The organism is Ureibacillus sp. FSL W7-1570 (assembly GCF_038593265.1).
Taxonomy (GTDB): domain Bacteria; phylum Bacillota; class Bacilli; order Bacillales_A; family Planococcaceae; genus Ureibacillus; species Ureibacillus suwonensis.
In genome coordinates this window covers 2353558-2371438 of record NZ_CP151979.1, presented here as the reverse complement: position 1 = coordinate 2371438, position 17881 = coordinate 2353558, and the positions used below count along the sequence as shown (strand labels likewise).

Here is a 17881-nt window from a genome sequence, read left to right as displayed (position 1 = left end):
ATCCCGTTTCGAAAGGGGAGAGGAGAATGAGTTTTTTAGAAAATTTTACGGAAGATAAACTGGAGGAAGCGGCGATTGAGATTCTTCAAGAGCTTGGCTATGACTATGTCTTTGGACCGGATATTAGTTGCGATGGGGAAAGACCGGAACGCAAAGATTATCGTACTGTTATTTTAGAAGACCGTGTAAAAGATGCTTTGTTTAAACATAATCGCCATTTGCCACACGAAGCAATAGAAGAAGCATTTCGGCAAATTATAGCTTTTAATAGTCCAAGCTTAGAAGAAAACAACCGTCATTTTCACAAATTAATCACTGAAGGCATTGATGTGTCGTTTCATCAAGATGGTCATAGCCGTTCGATGAAGGCATTCTTGATTGATTTTGAAGAACCAGCTAATAATGATTTTTTGGTAGTAAATCAGTTTACGGTCGTTGAAAAAGAAGAACGCCGCCCGGATTTAGTTATTTTTATAAATGGCATCCCATTCGTCGTTATCGAATTAAAATCAGCATCTGATGAAAATGTGAGTATCGATAATGCCTATGCACAGATTCAAACGTATAAACGTGATATTCCATCTTTATTTTATTATAATGCGTTTTGTATTTTATCTGATGGAATTAATGCGAAAGCGGGAACGATTACTGCAAGTCAAGAACGTTTTATGAATTGGCGGACGGTGGATGGGGAAAACATTGAACCACTTGAAGTGCCGCAATATGAAGTGTTGTTAAGAGGGATGCTGGCAAAAGACCGGCTTATTGATATTATTGAAAACTTTATTCTCTTTCAGGAATCCAAAGAAGAAGAACGAGATGAAAATGGGAAGAAAATCGGCGAAAGAAAAACGATTGCCAAAATTCTCGCTGCCTATCACCAATATTTTGCGGTAAAAAAAGCGGTGGAAAAGACAAAAATAGCGACCAGTGAGAATGGCGACCGTAAAATCGGTGTTATATGGCATACACAAGGTTCGGGTAAAAGTTTTTCGATGGTTTTTTATACAGCACAGCTTGTCAAGCAGCTAAATAATCCAACTATTGTAGTAATTACTGACCGCAACGATCTAGATGACCAGTTATTTTCGACGTTTTCAAAATCAAAGGATATTTTAAGACAAACACCGAAACAAGCAGATGTCCGCAAATTGAATGAAGAACAGAAAAAACAACAAGCCAACGAAAAATCCAAAGAGATAAACGGATTATATGATCTTCTAAATGACCGGGAATCAGGCGGTATTATTTTTACAACGATTCAAAAGTTCAAACCGGAAGATGGCGAAATGCCGGTTTTAACCGATCGTAAAAATGTGATCGTCATTGCCGATGAAGCCCATCGCAGTCAATATGGTTTTTCTGCAAAGACTGACACCAAAACAGGCGAAGTGAAATATGGATATGCAAAATATCTTCGCGATGCACTTCCGAATGCTTCCTTTATCGGTTTTACAGGAACACCGATTGAGCTGGAAGATAAGTCAACGCCTGCCGTTTTTGGTAATTATATTGATATTTATGATATGACAAGAGCTGTGGAAGATGAAGCAACGGTAAAAATTTATTATGAAAACCGTATTATCCGCTTGGAAGCCAATGAAGAAGAATTAGCGAAGATCGATGAGGAATTTGAAGAGATTACTGAAGATCAGGAAGAATCAGTACGTGAAAAGTATAAATCAAAATGGTCGAGGCTTGAAGCCATCGTCGGTTCACCTAACCGGATCAAACAATTAGCCAAAGATATTGTTCATCATTACGAAGAAAAGGCAAAAGCAATTGACGGAAAAGCAATGATTGTTTGTATGAGTCGCCGTATTTGTGTCGCACTTTATAACGAAATTGTCAAATTACGTCCAGATTGGCATTCCGATGATGACGATAAAGGTAAAATTAAAGTCGTCATGACAGGGAGTGCTGGGGATGATGATTTCTTACAGCCGCATATTGGTGGAAAAAAAAGGCGGGATTTATTGGCAAAAAGAATGAAAGATAATAATGATGAACTAAAAATCGTCATTGTACGTGATATGTGGCTGACTGGATTTGACGTACCTTCCATGCATACGATGTACATCGATAAACCGATGAAGGGTCATAACCTCATGCAGGCAATCGCACGGGTAAACCGTGTATTTAAAGATAAATCAGGTGGAGTAGTTGTAGATTATATTGGGATTTTAGAAAGCTTAAAGAAAGCTTTAAATCAATATACCGAAAGTGATAAGAAAACAACGGGTATCGATACATCGGCTGCAATTGCTGTGATGAAAGAGAAACTTGAAATCCTGCAAGATATGATGCATGGGTTTGATTACTCTGCTTATATGGGTTCATCTCAAGCAGGACGTATTCGTGCCATCACTGGCGGAATGAATGTCATTTTTGGAAAGAGTGAAAAAGAACAAAAAGAATTCAAAAAGACGGCAACCGAGCTAGCGAAGGCGCATTCACTATGTGCAGCGACAGATGAAGGAAAAGCAGCAGCCCTTGAAGTTAGTTATTTTAAAGCAGTTAAGGCAAGCCTTAATAAACTTCAAGAAAAACAGCCGAAGCGGAAGACGAAAAAAGAAATCGAAGCACGCGTTAATCAATTACTCGAACGTTCCATTATTTCAGAAGAAGTAGTGGATGTATTTGAAGTGATGGGATTGAAGCATCCTGATGTATCTATATTATCGGAAGAATTTCTCGAAGAAGTACGTTCATATGAATATAAAAATTTAGCCTTTGAAATGCTTAAAAAATTGCTGGAAGGCAACATCAAAACAATGGAAAGACGCAACCTTGTCAAATCCCAAAAATACTCGGAAAAACTGAAACAGTCGCTGAACAAATATAAAAACCAAGCCATTACAAACGCCGAAGTAATCGAAGAACTAATTCAAATGGCAAAGGACATGAAAAAAGAACGAGAAGAAGAAAAAGATCTCGGTTTAAATGAAGATGAAATTGCCTTTTACGATGCTTTAACATCTGAGTCTATAGTTAAAGAGTTAATGGAAGATGAGGTCTTACGTAAAATCGCCAATGAACTGACTCAAGCAATTAGACGGAACATGACCATTGACTGGCATGTCCGAAAAAGCGCCCGTGCAGGAATGAGGAGAATTATTAAGCGACTATTGAAGAAATACGATTACCCACCAGAACAAGCGAAAAAGGCATTGGACACAGTTATGCGTCAAGCAGAGTTGATGGCGGAGCATACAGAAGTAAGGGATTGGAATACGCTGCAGGCTGCGGAATCTAAAGGTGAATATGAAGTTTAAGTGCATCAGTGTCAGTCATTTCTAGAAATTTTTTTAGAGGTGACTGACGTTTTCTTTTATTATCAAGAAAATTATTATGCTACGTCAAAGAAAGGAGTTACATAATGACTGTTTGGTTATTTCGTGCAGGAAAACAAGGGGAGTTCGAAAACAAATTTTTAGAAGATGGAAGGGTATATCTTACTTGGGATGATTTAAATATTAATCTAAAAGAGATTACTTCCAAAGAGGATTTATATAAACGACTAATCGAACACTATGATTTAGATAAAGAAAAAACAGCGATCAACTGGGCTTCTCAAATTTGGCCAATTGCACATGCAATGGAGCAAGGAGATTTAGTAGTCTTGCCTTCAAAATTTAATCGCACCATACATATAGGGGAAGTTATCGGTGACTATGTATATGATGAGTCACTTGGCAGTCCGTATTATCATTACCGGAATGTAAATTGGATTGCTAAAGATATACCAAGGGATCGATTTGATCAGGATATATTGTATTCATTAGGAGCCTTTATGACGGTCTGTAAAATACACAGAAATAATGCTGAAGAGCGTATTAGAGAAATGCGTAAAAATAATTGGCATGTACCAAAAAATAAAAATGTAAAGGAACTAGTAGAGGAAAATGAAGAAACAGTTTCAATAGATTTAGAAGAATATATATACGATCAAATTTCTGAAAGAATTATACAGCGTTTTAAAGGACATAAGATGGAAATTTTAATTGAAGAAATTTTGAAAGCAAAAGGCTTTACTACTTACAGAAGTCCAGAAGGTGCAGATCACGGTGTGGATATATTAGCAGCTTCAGATACGTTAGGTTTTGGAAATCCAAAAATTTGTGTCCAAGTCAAGACTTCTGATACTCCTCTTGATAGACCGACATTAGATCAGTTGATAGGTACAATGAGCAATTATAGTGCAGATTTTGGCTTGCTAGTTTCATGGAGCGGTTTTAAATCATCTGTCACCAAAGAAATACCAAAGCAATTTTTCAAAGTTCGCCTTTGGGATTCAAAAACCATTATTCAACAAATTTTCGAGAACTATGAAAAATTAAGTGATGAAATTAAAAAAGAGATTCCTATCAAAAGAGTATGGATGTTGGATAATGAAGTAGAATAGGTCTTGAAAAATATATCTTCTATTAACTAGATTTCAGTTGATCTGTAATAGGATTTTCTAAAAATAGTTAGAAAAGAGGATTTTATGCAAATTAGTGAATTTATTAGAAGTTTTACTAGTCATCCAGTTAGGTGATATAGGTTAAAAAGGTAAGGTTCGGTCCAATATGGCATGATTTGGTAGGTTATAGTTGTAAACGTCAACCCCAAATGAACAATTTTTGCTCATTTCGGATGAACACTTTTTGCTAAGAAAAAATTGTTTCTTGATGTTTTAATCGGTAACTTTCGTTGTTCATATGAATCACTTCAACTCGATGTAACAGACGGTCAAGTATTGCAGTCATCATCCCTGGATTATCTACGAGTTCTATCCATTGTTCTGGGCTTCGATTGGATGTTAAAATTAACGAACTTCGTTCATATAATTGATGAATAAGCTGGAAGAACAATGTGCCTTCTCGTTGATCCATTGCCATATACATGACATCATCAATTATCACAAGATCTGATGCACGCAGTCTCTTTAACTTAGTTTTTGACTTATTGACATATTCTTCTGTTTTTAATAGCTGAATTAATTCCCCCATGGTCACAAAATACACTTGAAAGCCTTTTTGAATCGCTTCAATTCCAAGGCCAACGGATAATAAAGTTTTTCCCGCTCCAGGTGGTCCAAGTAATATTAAGTTGTATGCTTGTTCTAACCATTGAAATTCACGTAATTGCCTTAATTGCCGCTCTGTAATGGCTGTTTGCTCATCTATATTAAACATACTTAAAGGTTTATAGAACGGGAAACGAGCCCAATTCATTCGTCTTTCAATACTTTTCTCCTCACGTCTTTTTAGTTCATACGTAGTTATCTGTTCTAAGAACTCTAAATATGTCCAAGATGATTGCTCTGCTTTCCGAAGGAGCTCTGGGAGCTCCTCCGCTGTTTCGGATAATCTCAATTGTTTAAAGGCTTGTTGAATTTCTGGAACACTTTTATTCATTTGTTTTTCCTCCCATTCTTTGAATGTATGTATTGAAATCCCTTGTTTCTACAGCTATCGAAGAAACAAGTTTAGTAGAATTGACCTGTATTTCAAGAATGGGATTAGATTCTTGTAGCTTTAAGTAATTTACGACATCTTGAAAAGCATTTGCACTATACAGTTTTTCACGGATACATTTCTCTAACGCCATTGGAATCCAATGAGGATCATTTTCGGCAACCCTTTGTAAAATGAGTAATTGATCACGGCGATAGCGCTTATATCTCTGGCAGATTTCATCAATATATTGTCTCGATGCTTCTCCAGTAGGAAATAAATGAAGCACTCTTTGTTTAAGCATATCAAGCGATTCTGTATGATCTCGTGCATGATTCGTATTTTTAATTAGCTTTCCTTTTTCTAAACTTATCGTGTGCTTGGCAAGTATTTCACCAGTTGTAGGTTCTATGATGATTAATTTTTCATTATTGATTTGCAGATTCACTGTAGGGCATTTCGTATATGTGCCGATAGGTACTGAATAGCGATTCGATTTGTAACGAATCGTGTTGTCCTTATTCACATTCCTTGTTATAATTTCAATAGGGTTGCTTTCTGTTAAAGAAAGCGGTGAGGAGATCTTTCGTAAGTGTTTCTTTTCCAGTTGATACACTTCGTAAGGTCTCTTTTTTATTGTTTGATGCACTTTATAGTTCCCAGTACGTTCTAGCCAATTCCAGGCTTTTTCATTCCAATCTCCGATTGTTGAGAAGATACGATGTGCTGCGAAATTATACTTGATATATTTCACAACGTTCTCAATTTTTCCTTTCGATTGGGGATCTGCTTTTCGACATAGGTAAATCTGAAATTTACGTTCGTTCACATATGCCTGAAATTTCTTTGTTAAGATAAGATCTCCAGCATTTTCGCTTACCGCAATAAGATTGTCTTGATCATAAACAATTTCTTCAGTCATTCCCCCAAAATATCTAAAGGCATTTTCGTGACAACGAATGGTGTCTTTGGTTGTAAAGGGGCGGTCTTGCCATTCCATATACTTTTGTCGAGAGTGAGATAATACAAAGGCAATAAAATAAAGTTTGATGTCCTTATTATCTATTGTTTTCTGAATGGTTTGTCCCCAGTCTACTTGCATTTGTTTTCCTGGTGGTAATTCATCAACAGCTTCATGTTCTCGGGGTTCATCCGTTTTTTCAATTTGATAAATTTCTCTCATCTCTTTGACATACCGACGAACTGTACTTTCTCCAACTTGTAAGTCAGGAAACTTTTCTTGAAGCCAGTCCAAAATTTGTGCTCCACTCATGCTTGGATTTTCTTGTAACCATGTCACAATCCAATCCCGATAGGGATCTAACTTTTTCTTTCGCTCAATCGTGCCAAACTCCTCCACCGCTTCTTCAAATGTCATATTTAAATACTTATAAACTGTATTACGTGAGATTTTCAATTTCCTTGCGATTTGTGAAATTCGCAATCTTTTAGTACGTAATTGATGGATTTCAATATATAACACAAGCTTCTCCTCCACTAGTACAACCTCCAATAAACTTAATAAACTAGTTTATTAGAAGTGTATTTGATAGTGAAAAAGTGTTCAATCCAAATGAGCGGAATCTGTTGATTTTATTTTATCGTTTACAATAGTATGACGGTGAATTAAATACGGGTATTTAAACTTTTAACAGGTAAAATAAAATACAATGGTAAATTACACCATAACATAAAATCTAGTATATACAGCTTGTATATTATGGTGTAATTTGTTTAAAAATGATTAAATAAGATACCTTCGGAGGGATAAAATGTCGACGCCGGGAATTGGAGATCCATACTGGTATGAATGGTATGTAGGTTTAGAAAGAATTATAGAAATGATTAACCCAGATAGCAATATTTCATATGTAATTTTTCAATCAGAAGTTCATAATACGATAGACGATGTAGTTGTTGGAATTGGCAATCAGGAAGAAGTATGTTTTCAAGTTAAGCATGAAGTTGGAGATGCAGGGAAGGGAAATCTTACGTTTTCAAAATTAATAGAAACAACCATTAGGGAAAGTGGAAGTACTAAGATGAGTTTAATAAGAGCTTTAGCTATTGGTTGGAAAGATGCTCGAGAAAAAGAGGGTAAGACTATTACGCCAGTCTTATATACTAATAGAAAATTAGGGGTAAATAGAACAACACGAACCTTTGATGGTGAAAGGTATAGAGCTATATCGTTAGAGGAATTCATACGAAAAATAAAATCATATGTAGAACAATCAAAATCTATAGCAGAAATTGATAGATTAATTGATGATAGAGATTTAAAGGTTCAGTGGAATGAATTTAAAGCATCAATAGGTGACGACTCCTTAGTATTAGATTTTTTAAAATCAGTTGTAATTAGAAGTAATGAAGGTTCATTAGAGGAATTAGAAAATTCCATGCTTAGATCATTACAAGATACATTTAAATGTAATCTAATGGTAGCAAGAGGTTTATTTGATAAGCTTTGTTCTAATCTGAGGATTTGGACAACTACTAGAAGGAAAGATAAAGTAAAAGTAACAATTGAAGACGTATTTGATGCTTTATCACTAAATTATGATAAAGAGCATGGGGAGCATGAATTACCTTATCCAATGCCTTTTTTTAAAAGCCGTCAAGAATTTGCTAATAATTTAATTAGATATATAAAAGAGAACGATCAGAAAGTAGTATGGATATCCGGTGATCCGGGTAGTGGAAAAACTAGCCTAATTAGTTATTTGCAATTAAATAATAAACTTTTTAAAGCTAGATATCATACTTTTAAACCTATTTCTCCTGAACAAAGATTTTACAATGCTGATTCGGGGTTATGTAAGCCTAAATCTTTATGGAATGATTTATTGATTCAGTTAAGAAGGTATTTTAAAGGAGAGTTGAATAAATATAATATTCCTGTTACTAACGCATTATGTTCTGTTGAACAGATGAGAAAGGAAGTAATTCGTTTAGCGGAGCTATTAAATAAAAAAACAGGTGAAAAAGTAATCATATGTATAGATGGTATTGACCATGCAGCGAGAGCAAATAATGAGATAACTTTTTTACATAGCTTATTCAGTCCTGATGAAATTCCAGAAGGTGTAGTATTTGTAATTGTAGGTCAACCAGCTCAATTATATGAACAATATCCAATCTGGTTAAAAACAGAAACAGAATATGTAGCGCATTTTCATATGCCCCCTCTCTTAAAAGAAGATATTAAAGTGTTGTTGACTCAAAAGGGGATAAAACTAGATATAAATATTAATGTTTTATCGGAATTTATTTATGAAAAAACACAAGGGAATAATTTATCAGTAGCATTTGCAATAGAAGAAGCTAAATATTGTGATACAATTGAAGATTTTAAAAGGATTTTAAATGAAAAATATGTGAGTGGTGATATTACAAACTACTATAGTCATATATGGAAATATGTAACTGATTATTTAAATAAAAAGAATTTAGGATTCCCTTTTCCCGACAAGGTAGTAGCAAGTGCTTTAATATTATTAAATGGAAGAGTTAATACTGATGTTGTAACCGTCAAGTAGAATTAAACAATTTTCCACAAATAATTTTAAACAGTTTTCTACAATTAAGATTCAACAGTTTGCTAAATTAAAATAATACCTTTCTGTATTTCATACGAATGCTATCCGTTTCGTTATCGAAAGTGATAATTTCACTCCTATGTAATAAACGGTCAAGTATAGCTGTTGTTAAAGTAGGATCACCAAGAAATTTTCCCCATTCATTTGGCCCTTTATTAGAGGTTAGAATGAATGCTGCTTTATCATATAAATCATAGATAAACTGGAAAAATAGATTGGCTTCCTGAGTCTCGTAAGTCATGTACATGACATCATCAATAATAATTAAATCCGAAGCTATAATACGTTTGTAGCGTATTTTAGATTTATTGATATATTCTTTTGTTTTTAAAATATACATAAGCTGATTCATGGAGACAAAGGATACTTTGTATCCTCTCTCCACAGCGTGTATTCCTAATGCAACGGATAAATGTGTTTTTCCTGCTCCTGTTGGTCCCATCAAAATTAAAGTAAAAAATTCTTCAATCCAATTCAGTTCTTTTAATACATTTAGTTGTTTTTCACCAAGAGCTGTTTGTTCCTTCAAATCATAGGTATCAAACGTCAATATTTCTGGGAACTCTGCCCATTTCATTAATCTCTCATTATTTTTCTGCTCTCTACATCGCATCTCATAGCTTAAGATTTCATAAACCAGTTCATGATATGTCCAATTCTTTGCTTCAGCTTCACGGAGTAAATTCGGTAATTCTTTAGCCGTCTCAGCGAGGCGCAAGGTACGACATTTATCTTGTAAAATTTCATAGGGATGATGATTCATTCATTTTCACCTCCAGATAAGACTTTTAAATAAATGTCTTCGGATCGTTCTGGTGCTGATAAATCTTTATACTTCTCATTCAATTCAACGATTTTAGGTGAACTTTTTTGATATTGTACAGATAATGCATGTGCAATATCCCGAAAATCATTTGCACTGGTCATTCCAAGTTTCTTCATTTCAGATAAAGCTTCCTCACAATGATTTGGGTAAATTCTGATGGCTTGTTGTAGTACTTTGAGTTGATCCACTAAATGACGTGGATATCGTTCTTTCAATTTGTGTATTAACCATTGAATATTCTCTTTATCTATGAATGTTTCTTGAATTTGATGAATTAAAAGATCTCGTTTACTTGTGCTATGTTCCCGATGGGAGGGATCTGTAATAATCAATCCTTTTCCTTCGGATATTCGGTGCTTTGCTAACTCCATCCCAGTTTCTTTCAGTCGAATAATTAACCAACCATCCTCTTCTTGTAAATAAGCAAGATTTGGGGCATCTGCTCTATATGTTCCTTTAGGAACGCTATATCGATTTCCTTCATAACGAATAACATTGTCCTTATGGATATTTCTTGTTATACTTGGAGTTGAAACATTTGCGAAAATGTAAGTACCAGAGACTTTCTTTAAGTGTTGCTTTTCCAGGGCGTGCACTTCAGAAGGTCTCTTTTTCGTATTATGATGAACTTTATAGTTTCCTGTTCTTTTCAACCAAGCGTGGCACGATTGATTCCAATCTGAAAGATGATCGAATACTCGATTTTTGCTAAAATTATTTTTTACAAATTTCACAACCTGTTCAATTTTACCTTTTGATTCCGGATCACTCTTTCTACATAAATAAACATTAAATTTACGGGTATGATGATATTTAGTAAATTCAGCTGTAAGAATTAAATCACCTGCATTTTCACTAACTGCTAATAACGCATCTTGGTCATAGACCATTTCTTCTGGCATTCCTCCAAAGTATTCAAATGCATTTTCATGCATTCGAATCATATCGGAAGTACGAAAAGGTCGATCGAGCCATTCTACATATTTATATCTTGAATGTGATAAAACAAATGCGATAAAATACAACTTTTTATTCTCACCTTGTCTGTTTTTGACGGTAGTTTGTCCAAAATCCACTTGAGCCTGTTTTCCCATTGGTAATTCTGGAACTACACTATATGTCCTCTGAACCTTTACCTTTGGAATCCGATAGTAATCCCTCATTTCGTTTAAATAATTTCGTACAGTGTTCTCAGCGACTTCCCTGAAACCTAACTTTTCTTCCAACCAATCATAAACTTGTGCAGCAGTTAAATCAGGATGTTCCTTCAACCACCCTAGAATTTGATCATGATAAGGGTCTAGTTTCTTTTCTCTTGTACGTAATGTACTTAAAAATTCTTCAAACTCATCAGTACTCATATTCAAATAATCTATCACTCTATTTCTTGAAATATTTAGTTTTCTTGCAATAGCACTCTTGGAGAATCCCTCTTTGTATAAACGATGAATCTCGATGTAAAGCATAAATCTGTTCACTCCTAATTCCTCACTTTCAATAGACTAGTAACAGTATATTTGAAAGTGATTGATGGTGGGGAAACTGTTTAATCTTATTTGGGGAATTCTGTTGAGTTCTATTTGTGGAAAACTGTTAATTCTAGTTTAGCGTTTACAGCAATTCCAATACATTTTTGATTTTATGGGAATTGAATTTGCCGGATATATTCTTGGAAATGGAAATAAACCAGGAGAAATATTACAAGACAAAGTGGCACTTTCCGCAGCTGCTCAAATGCGAAATAAATTGACGGAGAACAACTGAAATTATGGTCGATGTAATAGGCTATAGGAGAGCTCTTTCAAAAATAAAAAGGCAGCCACTTACATTCAGTAAGTAGCTACCTTATTTAAAGGATTACTCCGCATTTTCCCCGTGGCTGATATGCATATCGTAAATGAAAAGTGCGGTTTCATCGTCTTTGATGCGTCTCAATTTTTGTACAACCGTTTCAAATAAAGACTCTTCTTCCACTTGTTCTTGAAGGAACCATTTTAAGAAAGTTGTTGTTGTATATTCTTTTTCGCTGTCTGCAATGTCTGAAAGAGTATAAAATCTGCTTGTTACCACTTTTTCATGTTCCAAAGCTTTTTCGCAGGCATCCAGTACGGATTCATATTCGTTGTTTGGATTGCCGAAACCTGTAATAATCGCTTGTTCGCCGCGATCATGAAGATATTTGTAAATCTTCATTCCGTGCGCTCGTTCTTCTTCTGCATGTTCCAAGAAAAACTTGGCAAACCCATTATAATCTTGGCTTTCGCAATAAGAAGCCATCGCAAGGTAGACATGGGAAGAATAAAACTCATAATTCATTTGGTCGTTCAATGCTTCCACCAATGTAGGCGACATTTTTGTGCTTGCGCTTTTTTCTAATTTTTCCATATACAAGACTTCCTTTCCAATGGGTTTTGTTGCAGCTAAATCAGGAATGATTCCCCTTTTATCATGAGAAAAAATCGTTGAAATAATGTAAATATGAAAAGGTAATTTTTTACGCCTCTATATATACTTTCTCACATAATCTTTCAAATAAAATGGATATTCTATTACGAATTGAAGAATATTTTAAAAACTCCTCTTTATTTTTGTGGGCCAACGCTTGATCCAAATAATAGGAGGTGCTCAAAAGGTTCAACATGCAATCGATTTCATCCATCATTTTTCCGTTCCCCACCGATTCTTCCAGATCCTGCACGAACATAAATTCTTCTTTATGATGGTTTATTTTGACTAATACAAACCAGCCAACATCCACGATATATTTTTTGCGGTTCGTGATTGTCAAAAGATCCCCATGCTTTAGAACGATTGAATGGCAAACCAGATTTTCCTTTTTATATCCATGAGCATAACATTGAATTTGGATCCCCTGTTCGTCTGCTACAATTAAATTACCCAACGTTGATTCCTCCAAACCTCTTGAAACCTTTCATTTAATAATAATAAATATTAATTTTCCACACTCATTTATGATAATGATAATCGTTATCATAAATAAAATCAATTGATATCAGGAAATCCAGATCATTCGTTCAGGGAGCCATCATACACTGCCACCTTTTCTTGGCTGAGCTTGTTTAACGCAAAAGCGAGCCATGTAGCCGCAATGCCGCCGCCGCAATAGGCAATGACTCTTTTTCATTTACCTTCATCTTATGATTTTGCATGGCAAGGATCTTTTATAGAATTTGTCCTTCTCCACTGAATGGGAAATTTAAACAATTGAATTTTCCGGAAATTTATAACAAAATAAGGGATGGTGAAAGGAGTCAAAAAGAAATGGCAACTCATGAAAAATTGGAAAAAATCATCGAAACTATTCCAACAATGAAAAAGGCTTTCCCGATGGATTTTTCCATAGCCGTATGTGATACGGAAAAGTTTTTAGCTTATTTTCCGGCAGAGAATTTGAATCTTCATATTCAACCCCAACAGCCTCTAAATCCCGAAGAACCCCTGATGACAGCTTTAAAATTAAATAAACGTCTGCAGTCGGATGTACCTAAAGAATTCTACGGATTTGAATTTACAGGTGTCGCCCAACCAGTGGAAGATGATGTTACAAAAAAAGTGATTGGTGGAATCGCCATTCAAATTCGAAAAGATACCGAGTTGCGCGACATTGCCTTGCAACTGACGGATGTTCTTTCAAGTGCGACTGCCGACATCAATTCAATCGTTCAGGGTGTTGGACAAATTACGACAGTTTCCACGCAGCTTTTTGATTATTCCAAGCTGGCTGAAGAAAGTGTGGAACAATCGACAGCTGTGTTGTCCATTATAAAAAAAGTCGCTGATCAAACAAATTTGCTTGGTTTGAATGCGGCTATTGAAGCTGCAAGAGCTGGAGAACATGGCCGCGGGTTTGAAGTGGTCGCCAATGAAATCCGGAAATTCTCCAAAGAAACGATTTCCTTTGCAGAACAAATTCGAAAAACCATGTCTGAAATTTCATCAGTAACAGAACAAATGGCCCGTTCGATTGAACAGCTTTCAAGCATAGGGAAGAATCAGCAGGAAGCCATTGAGCAAGTGACAAATTCGTTGTCTGAAATCGATAAATTATCAAGGGAGCTGCATGCCCTTGCGGTTAAAATTTAAAGAAGCAACATCCGGAATAATAGAATTGCAACGACATACTGTTTAAAAGATATTGATACATACTTTCCTAATGGAAAAGGAGGCTGGGACAAAACCCCCTCTAAAATGGAAACAGCCCATGAAATTTTGGAATGAAATTTCATGGGCTGTTTTTCATTTTTTCAATAAAAAATAAGGACCTCTTCTGTTAAAATTAAGTTAGCACACAAAACCTAACAGAAAGAAGGGTCCTTATGTTCAAATATTATAACATGAATCAATTAGTTTTGCCTCTAGATTTAGAAATAAAATTACAAGAAAATGATATTGCCTTCCACATTCACCATTTAGTTGAAAGTATTCCAGATGAAGCCTTCCAGCCGTTTCTTCGAAATACAGGTTGTCCTGCTTATCATCCACGCATGATGCTAAAAATTATTTTGTGTGCCTATTCGCAGTCTGTCTTTTCAGGTCGAAAAATTGAAGCGCTATTAAAGGACAGTATACGAATGATGTGGTTGGCACAAGGATATGAACCAAGTTATCGGACGATCAATCGTTTTCGTGTGCATCCGGAAGTAAAAGAATTAATTCGTCAATGTTTTGTCCAATTCCGTTGCCAACTGGTGGAAGAAAAGTTAATCGATCAAGAAGCCATTTTTATCGATGGTACGAAGATTGAAGCGAATGCCAATAAATTTACTTTCGTATGGAAGAAATCCATTGAAAAATACAACCAAAGCTTAATTGAAAAATCCAATCAGCTCTACAACGAACTGTTAGAGAAGGAAATCATCCCTGAAATGGAGCGGGAAAATGAGGGAGAACTGTCCGTTGAAGAACTCGCTCAAATGGTGCAACAAGTCGATGAAGTGATTACGGAATATGACCAAAAGATAGAAGCATCGCCCGATGCCACAGAACGAAAAGCATTAAGAAGCGAACGGAAATATCCGAAGCGAGTGTACAAACAGTTGATTGACTTGATTTTACGTAAACAAAAGTATCAAAAAGACTTCGAAATCTTGGGTGAACGGAATAGTTATTCCAAAACAGACTTAGATGCGACGTTCATGCGAATGAAAGACGACTATATGAAAAACGGTCAATTGAAGGCTGGATACAACGTACAAATCGCAACAGAAGGTCAATACGCACTAGCTTATAGCATCTTTCCAAATCCTACTGATACACGTACATTAATTCCGTTCTTGAATAAGATAGAAAAGGATTATTTTCCGTTGCCAAAGTATATTGTCGCAGATGCTGGTTATGGTAGTGAACAAAACTATGAAGACATCCTTTCGAATCGAAAATGTGAGGCACTCATTCCATATACCATGTATGAGAAAGAACAAAAGAAGAAATATAAACAAAATCCATTTCATCCAGACAATTGGATGTACGACGAAGAAAGTGATACCTACATTTGTCCAAATCAGCAGCGAGTAACCTTCCGTTATCGTTCTGTACGTACAGATAAGACTGGTTTCAAACGAGAATTGAAAATCTATGAATGTGAAAACTGTTCAGGATGTCCATTTCGTTCATCATGCACAAAAGCAAAGGAAGGCAATCACCGAAAGGTCATGGTGAATGAAAAATGGGAACAACAAAAAGAATATGTAAGAGCGAAGCTTTCAGAAGAAAAAGCTGGTTCTATTTTCCGTCAACGTAAAATAGACGTAGAACCAGTTTTTGGATTCTTGAAGGCTAATTTGCGTTTCACTCGATTTTCCGTTCGAGGAAAATCGAAAGTGGAAAATGAAATGGGCATTGCCTTAATGGCCGTGAATTTACGAAAATACACGGCCAACAAAGATCAACTAACCAAAAATAATGGGGATAAATGGAAAAAGGAGAATTTGAGCCAACTCAAATTCTCCTTTTTCCTATCTAGAAGCTAGTTTTGTCCCAGCCCCCTTTTCATAGGACTTGTACTATATTTCTGCCGTTTTTCTTTGCCATATACAGTGCCTGGTCAGCACGCTTAATTAAAGTTACTGGAACATCGTCAGGAGGATGATGCCATTTTTATAATGGAGGTAGCCTCTTAATCGATAATTTCATTTCGGAAGATTGATGGAAGCTTTATTTATGAATTAAACGATTCATCCAATTTTAATCTGCCATCTTCCATCCGATATACTTTATCACAGAACTCCAGCATCCGTTCGTCATGGGTTACCATGATGGCTGCTTTATTTCTTGTTTTCGTTTCTTTTGCAATCAGTTGAACCACTTCAAAGGCTCTTTTTGAATCAAGGCTTGCAGTCGGTTCATCTGCGAGAATGATGGATGGATCGTTCATAAAAGCGCGGGCAATGGCCGTACGTTGACGTTCTCCCCCTGATAGCTGTTCAGGGAATTTTTTCAATTTTTCCCCCAAACCAAGTTCTTGCAATAATTGGACGGCAAATTGCTTGTCCTCTTTCGTCTCTTTTCCGTCCAATCTTTTCACTACAAGCAATTGATCGAGCACATTTAAGTAAGGAATGAGATTGCTCGTTTGAAAAATAAAGCCGATTTCATGAAGGCGCAAATTTATCAAGTCTTTCGGTTTTATCGAATTCAGATTTTTTCCGTTCAGAATGACGTCGCCTTTTGTAGGGTGCAAGAGCGCCCCTGCAATTGATAAGAAGGTACTTTTTCCCGAACCGGATGGACCAATGACAGCAATAAACTCCCCTTGTTCCACTGTGAGCGACACATCCTGAAGGGCATGCACTTCATTTTCCCCTTGCTGATAAATTTTAGAGACATTGTTAAATTCTAAAATTGCCATTATTCTACCCTCCCAATCGCTAGCAGCGGATCAATTTTTGTGACTCTGCGGACGGAAGCCAAAGAGCCCAATGTTGAAATGATAACAAGTAAAATCGAATAGAGAACAACTAATTTAATATCAAGTGAGAACGGCATGTCCTCCGGAAGAATCAATGCTGTCAAGTAAGTTAATAGGATACCAATAACCACACTTATCAATGACAATAAAAATACTTGGGATACAATGGTTTTTGCAAGGAAACGGTTGCTTGCACCGATCGCTTTTAATATTCCAAATTGATTCGATTTTTGTAGTGTGAGTACATAGAAGAAAACACCTAATACGAATGCTGAAATGACTAAAAGGAAACCGAGCATCATCATAATCGTGCCATTTTCTTCTTTGAATCCAGGCATACCTTGGATTGCTTTTGCTTTTGTGACGATTTCGATATTATCAAATTGTTTGCTTAATTGTTCTGCATCGATATTTTCCCCTTGCAGCATAATTGCATTAACCGGTTTCTCAATTCCTTTATCTGAACCCGGTGCTGCAAACTGAATTGCTTGCCATTTATCAAGAGTAGTGAAAATGGAAGGTAAGTGGTTGTAGGTTTCGTTTGTCACAAACCCAACGATTTTCATTTTTTCTAATGAGCCTTCGATTTCCAGTGTGTCCCCGATTTTATAGCCTTCTTTCTTTAGAGAATCATTTGCGATGACTTCTAAAGGTTTTCCCTCTTTAAGGGAATCTCCTTCCACGACTTGAGGTTCCAGAAAACTGCCAGGGATGATGCCCAAGATGGAAACGTCCACTTTTTTCCCATCAGTGGAAGATTCATTGATGACTGTTGTGGACGTTGCACCCACTGGCGCTGCATCTTCAACATTTGCTTGTTGTTTAATTTCATCGACCAATGATTCGCTTATGACTGAGCGGCTCATGGAGGCTCTCGATTCTTCTTCGAAAACGACATAGTCAGCATCCATATTTTTTATAGTTGCTGCACTCAATGTAGTAAGGCCGTTCCCTAATCCACAAAGAATCAGAACGAGCCAAGCTATGAGAACGGTGATTACTCCAATTAATAAAAACCGCAATTTGCTGTGCTTCAACTCTTTAATTGCGAGAAACAATGCTTGTCAACTCCTTATTGAAATATTTA

13 protein-coding genes and 2 pseudogenes are annotated in these 17881 nt (G+C 36.0%); 6 read left to right on the top strand and 9 right to left on the bottom strand.

Translation table 11 applies throughout. The features are described 5' to 3' along the window. Positions 1-26: 26 nt before the first annotated feature. Together NST13_RS11920 and NST13_RS11915 are read left to right on the top strand one after the other, a co-directional pair. The gene (locus NST13_RS11920) at positions 27-3275 is read left to right on the top strand and encodes a type I restriction endonuclease subunit R (RefSeq protein WP_342580673.1); all 3249 of its coding nucleotides are present in this window, start codon (positions 27-29) and stop codon (positions 3273-3275) included. A gap of 104 nt (positions 3276-3379) precedes the next feature. Further along, positions 3380-4405 (top strand): restriction endonuclease, encoded by a 1026-nt coding sequence (locus NST13_RS11915; RefSeq protein WP_128999545.1) that lies wholly within the window; start codon positions 3380-3382, stop codon positions 4403-4405. A gap of 247 nt (positions 4406-4652) precedes the next feature. Here the strand turns inward: NST13_RS11915 and istB (NST13_RS11910) are convergent, their stop codons facing one another. Both istB (NST13_RS11910) and istA (NST13_RS11905) read right to left on the bottom strand, forming a co-directional pair. Continuing rightward, complete coding sequence (istB, locus tag NST13_RS11910; RefSeq protein ID WP_208651315.1) at positions 4653-5402, bottom strand: IS21-like element helper ATPase IstB; 750 nt, start codon at positions 5400-5402, stop codon at positions 4653-4655. Continuing rightward, positions 5395-6924 (bottom strand): IS21 family transposase, encoded by a 1530-nt coding sequence (gene istA, locus NST13_RS11905; RefSeq protein ID WP_342581824.1) that lies wholly within the window; start codon positions 6922-6924, stop codon positions 5395-5397. The genes istB (NST13_RS11910) and istA (NST13_RS11905) overlap by 8 nt, the downstream gene beginning before the upstream one ends. Before the next feature lie 289 nt (positions 6925-7213). Here istA (NST13_RS11905) and NST13_RS11900 point away from each other — a divergent pair, with 289 nt between their 5' ends. Continuing rightward, positions 7214-8980 (top strand): ATP-binding protein, encoded by a 1767-nt coding sequence (locus NST13_RS11900; protein WP_342580672.1) that lies wholly within the window; start codon positions 7214-7216, stop codon positions 8978-8980. A gap of 67 nt (positions 8981-9047) precedes the next feature. Here NST13_RS11900 and istB (NST13_RS11895) read toward each other — a convergent pair whose 3' ends face one another. Next, positions 9048-9803 (bottom strand): IS21-like element helper ATPase IstB, encoded by a 756-nt coding sequence (istB, locus tag NST13_RS11895; RefSeq protein WP_016839664.1) that lies wholly within the window; start codon positions 9801-9803, stop codon positions 9048-9050. Further along, a complete protein-coding gene (gene istA / locus NST13_RS11890; RefSeq protein ID WP_016839663.1) occupies positions 9800-11332 on the bottom strand; it encodes an IS21 family transposase in 1533 nt (510 codons plus the stop codon). The genes istB (NST13_RS11895) and istA (NST13_RS11890) overlap by 4 nt, the downstream gene beginning before the upstream one ends. A gap of 145 nt (positions 11333-11477) precedes the next feature. Here istA (NST13_RS11890) and NST13_RS11885 point away from each other — a divergent pair. After that, a pseudogene (locus NST13_RS11885) lies at positions 11478-11630 on the top strand (flavodoxin family protein); the annotation flags it as partial. 93 nt (positions 11631-11723) lie between these two features. On the opposite strand, the gene NST13_RS11880 reads toward NST13_RS11885, so the two are convergent. The 3 genes and pseudogenes from NST13_RS11880 to NST13_RS11870 form a co-directional block, all read right to left on the bottom strand. Then, a complete protein-coding gene (locus NST13_RS11880) occupies positions 11724-12218 on the bottom strand; it encodes a ferritin (RefSeq protein ID WP_342581850.1) in 495 nt (164 codons plus the stop codon). A gap of 142 nt (positions 12219-12360) precedes the next feature. Beyond that, on the bottom strand, positions 12361-12768 hold the full coding sequence (locus NST13_RS11875) for a hypothetical protein (RefSeq protein ID WP_342580671.1): 408 nt from the start codon (positions 12766-12768) through the stop codon (positions 12361-12363). Between the two features lie 125 nt (positions 12769-12893). Continuing rightward, positions 12894-13007: pseudogene (locus tag NST13_RS11870) on the bottom strand (sulfurtransferase); the annotation flags it as partial. A 141-nt stretch (positions 13008-13148) separates the two neighbouring features. On the opposite strand from NST13_RS11870, the gene NST13_RS11865 reads away from it, so the two are divergent. After that, a complete protein-coding gene (locus NST13_RS11865; protein WP_342580670.1) occupies positions 13149-13970 on the top strand; it encodes a methyl-accepting chemotaxis protein in 822 nt (273 codons plus the stop codon). Between the two features lie 233 nt (positions 13971-14203). Then, positions 14204-15856: an IS1182 family transposase gene (locus NST13_RS11860; protein WP_342580669.1), complete on the top strand. Its 1653-nt coding sequence runs from the start codon at positions 14204-14206 to the stop codon at positions 15854-15856. A 188-nt stretch (positions 15857-16044) separates the two neighbouring features. Here the strand turns inward: NST13_RS11860 and NST13_RS11855 are convergent, their stop codons facing one another. Next, positions 16045-16734 carry an ABC transporter ATP-binding protein gene (locus tag NST13_RS11855; protein WP_342580668.1) on the bottom strand — a complete coding sequence of 230 codons (690 nt, stop codon included), beginning with the start codon at positions 16732-16734 and terminating at the stop codon, positions 16045-16047. Beyond that, entirely contained in the window at positions 16734-17852 is a 1119-nt protein-coding gene (locus NST13_RS11850) for an ABC transporter permease (protein WP_342580667.1), read from the bottom strand. Before NST13_RS11850 ends, NST13_RS11855 begins: the two co-directional genes overlap by 1 nt. Positions 17853-17881: the final 29 nt, after the last annotated feature.

What these genes read in the sequence shown, in the direction of transcription:
- NST13_RS11920 (WP_342580673.1), top strand. Translation starts at nt 27, where the DNA reads ATGAGTTTTTTAGAAAATTTTACGGAAGATAAACTGGAGGAAGCGGCG.
- NST13_RS11915 (WP_128999545.1), top strand. Translation starts at nt 3,380, where the DNA reads ATGACTGTTTGGTTATTTCGTGCAGGAAAACAAGGGGAGTTCGAAAAC.
- istB (WP_208651315.1), bottom strand. Translation starts at nt 5,402, where the DNA reads ATGAATAAAAGTGTTCCAGAAATTCAACAAGCCTTTAAACAATTGAGA.
- NST13_RS11900 (WP_342580672.1), top strand. Translation starts at nt 7,214, where the DNA reads ATGTCGACGCCGGGAATTGGAGATCCATACTGGTATGAATGGTATGTA.
- istB (WP_016839664.1), bottom strand. Translation starts at nt 9,803, where the DNA reads ATGAATCATCATCCCTATGAAATTTTACAAGATAAATGTCGTACCTTG.
- istA (WP_016839663.1), bottom strand. Translation starts at nt 11,332, where the DNA reads ATGCTTTACATCGAGATTCATCGTTTATACAAAGAGGGATTCTCCAAG.
- NST13_RS11880 (WP_342581850.1), bottom strand. Translation starts at nt 12,218, where the DNA reads ATGTCGCCTACATTGGTGGAAGCATTGAACGACCAAATGAATTATGAG.
- NST13_RS11865 (WP_342580670.1), top strand. Translation starts at nt 13,149, where the DNA reads ATGGCAACTCATGAAAAATTGGAAAAAATCATCGAAACTATTCCAACA.
- NST13_RS11860 (WP_342580669.1), top strand. Translation starts at nt 14,204, where the DNA reads ATGTTCAAATATTATAACATGAATCAATTAGTTTTGCCTCTAGATTTA.
- NST13_RS11855 (WP_342580668.1), bottom strand. Translation starts at nt 16,734, where the DNA reads ATGGCAATTTTAGAATTTAACAATGTCTCTAAAATTTATCAGCAAGGG.